The organism is Hydrogenophaga sp. (assembly GCF_035481345.1).
Taxonomy (GTDB): Bacteria; Pseudomonadota; Gammaproteobacteria; order Burkholderiales; family Burkholderiaceae_C; genus Hydrogenophaga.
In genome coordinates this window covers 1-2936 of sequence record NZ_DATIGV010000098.1, presented here as the reverse complement: position 1 = coordinate 2936, position 2936 = coordinate 1, and the positions used below count along the sequence as shown (strand labels likewise).

At 70.2% G+C, this 2936-nt stretch carries 4 protein-coding genes and 1 pseudogene; all 5 read left to right on the top strand.

Annotation, left to right across the window (positions count from 1 at the left end):
- On the top strand, nt 1-1089 hold a 1089-nt coding region (locus VLG41_RS10740; protein WP_325349389.1), incomplete at its 5' end, for a pyridoxal phosphate-dependent aminotransferase.
- Nucleotides 1086-1514, top strand: a complete 429-nt coding sequence (ybgC, locus tag VLG41_RS10735) for a tol-pal system-associated acyl-CoA thioesterase (protein WP_325349388.1) — start codon at nt 1086-1088, stop codon at nt 1512-1514. The genes VLG41_RS10740 and ybgC, both read left to right, overlap by 4 nt.
- A gap of 53 nt (nt 1515-1567) precedes the next feature.
- On the top strand, nt 1568-2275 hold the full coding sequence (gene tolQ, locus VLG41_RS10730; protein ID WP_325349387.1) for a protein TolQ: 708 nt from the start codon (nt 1568-1570) through the stop codon (nt 2273-2275).
- 11 nt (nt 2276-2286) lie between these two features.
- Nucleotides 2287-2727 carry a biopolymer transporter ExbD gene (locus VLG41_RS10725; protein ID WP_325349386.1) on the top strand — a complete coding sequence of 147 codons (441 nt, stop codon included), beginning with the start codon at nt 2287-2289 and terminating at the stop codon, nt 2725-2727.
- Between the two features lie 22 nt (nt 2728-2749).
- A pseudogene (locus tag VLG41_RS10720) lies at nt 2750-2936 on the top strand (protein TolA); the annotation flags it as partial.

The following is a 2936-nucleotide window of genomic DNA, read 5'->3' as shown; positions in this document are numbered from 1 at the left end:
GACTTCACCGCCCCGCCGCTGGTGCAGCAGGCCGCCGAGCGGGCCATCCGAGACGGCCGCAGCCAGTACACGCAGGCCCTGGGCCTGCCCGCGCTGCGCGAGGCCATCGCCGGCTGGTACGGCACGCACTTCGGCGCCACGGTCGATCCGTCGCGCATCGTCGTCACGGCCGGCGCCTCGGCCGCGCTGCAACTGGCCTGCCTGGCCCTCATCGACGCGGGCGATGAAATCCTCATGCCCGACCCGAGCTACCCCTGCAACCGCCAGTTCGTGCAGGCGGCCGAGGGCACGGCGCGCATGGTCCCCTGCGGCCCCGAGCAACGCTTCCAGCTCAGCGCCGAGCAGGTGCGCGCGCACTGGGGCGAACGCACGCGCGGCGTGCTGCTGGCCTCGCCGTCCAACCCCACGGGCACCTCCATCGCGCGCGACGAGCTGCAGCGCATCGCCGCCACCGTGCGTGAGCGCGACGGCATCACCCTCATCGACGAGATCTACCTCGGCCTGAGCCACGACGCCGCCTTCGGCCAGACCGCGCTCACCCTGCCCGAGGGCCTGGGCGACACGGTCATCAGCGTCAACAGCTTCAGCAAGTACTTCAACATGACGGGTTGGCGACTGGGCTGGCTGGTGCTGCCACCGGCCCTGGTGCCCGCGGTCGAACGCCTGGCGCAGAACCTCTTCATCTGTCCCAGCGCCATCTCGCAGCACGCCGCACTGGCCTGCTTCGAGCCCGACAGCCTGGCCGAGTACGAGCGCCGCCGCGCCGCCTTCAAAGCCCGGCGCGACTACTTCATCCCGCAACTCAACCGCCTGGGCCTCACCGTGCCCGTCATGCCCGACGGCGCCTTCTACGCCTGGGCCGACGTGCGCGCCCTGTGCCAGCGCTGGGGCATCCCGCCCGAGGCGAGCGACCCCGAGGCCGGCGGCAGCTGGCCCCTGGCCTTCGAACTCATGCGCCGCTACCAGCTCGCCGCCACGCCTGGGCGCGACTTCGCCCAGGCCGAGCCCGGGCGCTACCTGCGCTTCTCCACCGCCAACTCGATGGAGCAACTGCAGGAAGCCGTGGCGCGCCTGGAGGCGGCCTGGTGAGCGGGGACTCGCTCACCCATCCGTTCGAGTGGCGCGTGCGCGTCTACTGGGAAGACACCGACGCCGGCGGCATCGTCTTCTACGCCAACTACCTCAAGTTCTTCGAGCGCGCCCGCACCGAGTGGCTGCGCGCGCTCGGCATCGAGCAGCAGCGCCTGCGCGAGGCCGAGGGCGCCATGTTCGTGGTCAGCGCCACCGACGTGCGCTATCTGCGCCCCGCCCGCCTGGATGATTTGCTTCTGGTTACCGCCCAGGTGACGGAAGCGGGCCGCGCCTCGCTCACAATCGCGCAGTCGGCACGCCGGGACTCACCGGCGGGGGATTTGCTGTGCGAAGGCACCATCCGCATTGGCTGGGTGGACGGCAGTACCCTGACACCCCGGCGCATGCCGCCTTCCCTGCGCCAGGCCCTGGGCCTGGCCTGAGCCGTGCCCGGTGACAGACCGAAACCTTTTCCATCCGTTCCGATCCCTGCACCATGACCCCAGAACTCTCCATCGTCCAGCTCATGCTCCACGCGACCTGGGTGGTCCAGGCCGTCGTGCTGCTGCTCGTGCTGATGTCGCTCATCAGTTGGGCGGCCATCTTCCGCAAGATGGGCACGCTCAAGCGCGTGCGCTCGCGCAACGAGGCCTTCGAGCGTGAGTTCTGGTCGGGCGCCAACCTGAACGAGCTGTACGCCGCCGCCGCGCAGAACGCGCGCAGCGCCGGCCCCATGGAACGCATCTTCGCCAGCGGCATGCGCGAGTTCAACAAGCTGCGCGAGCGCCGCATCACCGACAGCGGTGCCCTGCTCGACGGCGCGCGCCGCGCCATGCGCGCCAGCTTCCAGCGCGAACTCGACATGATGGAGTCCAACCTCTCCTTCCTCGGCACCGTCGCCTCCGTCGCCCCCTACGTCGGTCTGTTCGGCACGGTCTGGGGCATCATGCACGCCTTCACCGGCCTGGCCTCGCTGGCCCAGGTCACGCTGGCCACGGTGGCGCCCGGCATCGCCGAGGCACTGGTCGCCACCGCCATCGGCCTGTTCGCCGCCATCCCGGCGGTGGTGGGCTACAACCGCTTCGCCCACGACATCGACCGCGTGGCGAACAGCCTGGAGACCTTCATGGAAGAGTTCTCCAACATCCTGCAGCGCAACCTCGGTTCGCACCATCCCCAGGCCGCCACCGCGTCCACCTTCTGAGGCACTGAACCATGGCCAAGCTCGCCGCCCGCGGCCGGGGCCGCCGCACGATGAACGAGATCAACATGGTCCCGTTCATCGACGTCATGCTGGTGCTGCTGATCATCTTCATGGTCACGGCCCCGCTCATCACGCCCAGCCAGATCGCCCTGCCCACCGTGGGCCAGGCCCAGCGCCAGCCCGACCGCTTCGTGCAGGTCACCATCGACAAGTCGGAGCAGTTGCGCGTGCGCGAAGGCAGTGCCAGCGGCGAAGGTGCGCTGGTCCCGCTGAACCTTCTGGCCGCCCGCGTGCTCGAACTGCAGGGCACGGGCCAGGCCGACCAGGCCGGCGTGCCCGTGATCATCAGTGCCGACAAGACCGTGCAATACGACGCCGTGGTCCGCACCATGAACGAACTGCAGAAGTCAGGCGTGCAGCGCGTGGGCCTGTCGGTGCAGACCACCCGCTGAACCCGTGTCCCAACCAACGCCGATGCGATCCACCGCCGACCACCTCGACCTCGCCCCGCCGCCGCAAGGCCGCTGGGGCGGCGCGCTCGGCAAGGCCGTGGGTGTGCACGCCCTGCTCATCATTGCCCTCACCTGGGGCGTGAGCTGGCGCCGCGACGCCGACACGCCGGCCGTGGAGGCCGAGCTGTGGTCGCGCCTGCCGCAGCAGG

What these genes read in the sequence shown, in the direction of transcription:
- tolQ (WP_325349387.1), top strand. Translation starts at nt 1,568, where the DNA reads ATGACCCCAGAACTCTCCATCGTCCAGCTCATGCTCCACGCGACCTGG.
- VLG41_RS10725 (WP_325349386.1), top strand. Translation starts at nt 2,287, where the DNA reads ATGGCCAAGCTCGCCGCCCGCGGCCGGGGCCGCCGCACGATGAACGAG.